This window comes from Bartonella sp. AP57NXGY (genome assembly GCF_042195805.1).
Lineage (GTDB): Bacteria > Pseudomonadota > Alphaproteobacteria > Rhizobiales > Rhizobiaceae > Bartonella.
In genome coordinates, this window is the sequence record NZ_JBHIOZ010000463.1 from 1 (window position 1) to 816 (window position 816).

1 protein-coding gene is annotated in these 816 nt (G+C 37.9%); it reads left to right on the top strand.

Annotation, left to right across the window (positions count from 1 at the left end; genetic code table 11):
- Positions 1–382: 382 nt before the first annotated feature.
- Positions 383–816 (top strand): Arm DNA-binding domain-containing protein (locus ACFIL8_RS11495; RefSeq protein WP_375689910.1); only part of this gene is annotated, 434 nt, incomplete at its 3' end.

An 816-nucleotide genomic window follows, 5' to 3' on the forward strand; every position in this document is an offset into this window, starting at 1 on the left:
ACCCTTTGGACCTCTGGTTTTGCTAAAAAACCACCCCGAAAAGAACTCTTGATTCGCAATCATTAAGAGACGTGTTGAAAAATCCTATTCCCTAACTTTTATTTACGCGTCCCTCACTATAAAAAATATATGGAAAATCAATAAAGTATTTTGGATAAAAAAGAGCATGGTGCCCCCAGAGAGCGAATCAGGCTTTAGCAACAAGATTCAAAGTATATAAAGATGTGTAAGGGCGTATTGATGTCTATAGCTTTTTATGATTCAATAAAAAAAGTAAGTATTAAAGAAAAAATCTCAAATCAGAAATTAAAGGTGGTCTAAAAGGTGGACCAAAAAAGGTGGACGAGCAATGCTTGAAAAGGTGGACGAGAGGGGACGTTAAGTGAGGGCGATTCATCGGTTATCAGCATCATTCGTAAAGACGTCCTCGCAGGGTAAATATTGTGACGGGGCGGGGCTATGGTTGAATGTTCGAAAAGACAATACACGCTCTTGGTTTTTTCGCTATACGCACCACAATAAGCGCCGTGAAATGGGACTTGGTCCTGTTACGAAACTCTCTTTAAAAGAAGCGCGTGAGCTTACAAGATATTATAGTGATATTCTTAAAGAAGGCAATGATCCTATTGTCTTTCGAGAACAGACTATTTTAAAACAGCAAAGCAATATTTTTCAAGAAATTGCAAAAGCGGCTTTTGAAAGCAAAAAAGCAGAGTTGAAAAATGAAGGTAAAAACGGTCGCTGGTTTTCTCCACTAGAGTTGCACGTGATTCCACACATAGGTAATTTACCTATAGAAAAATTAACAGCCAATAT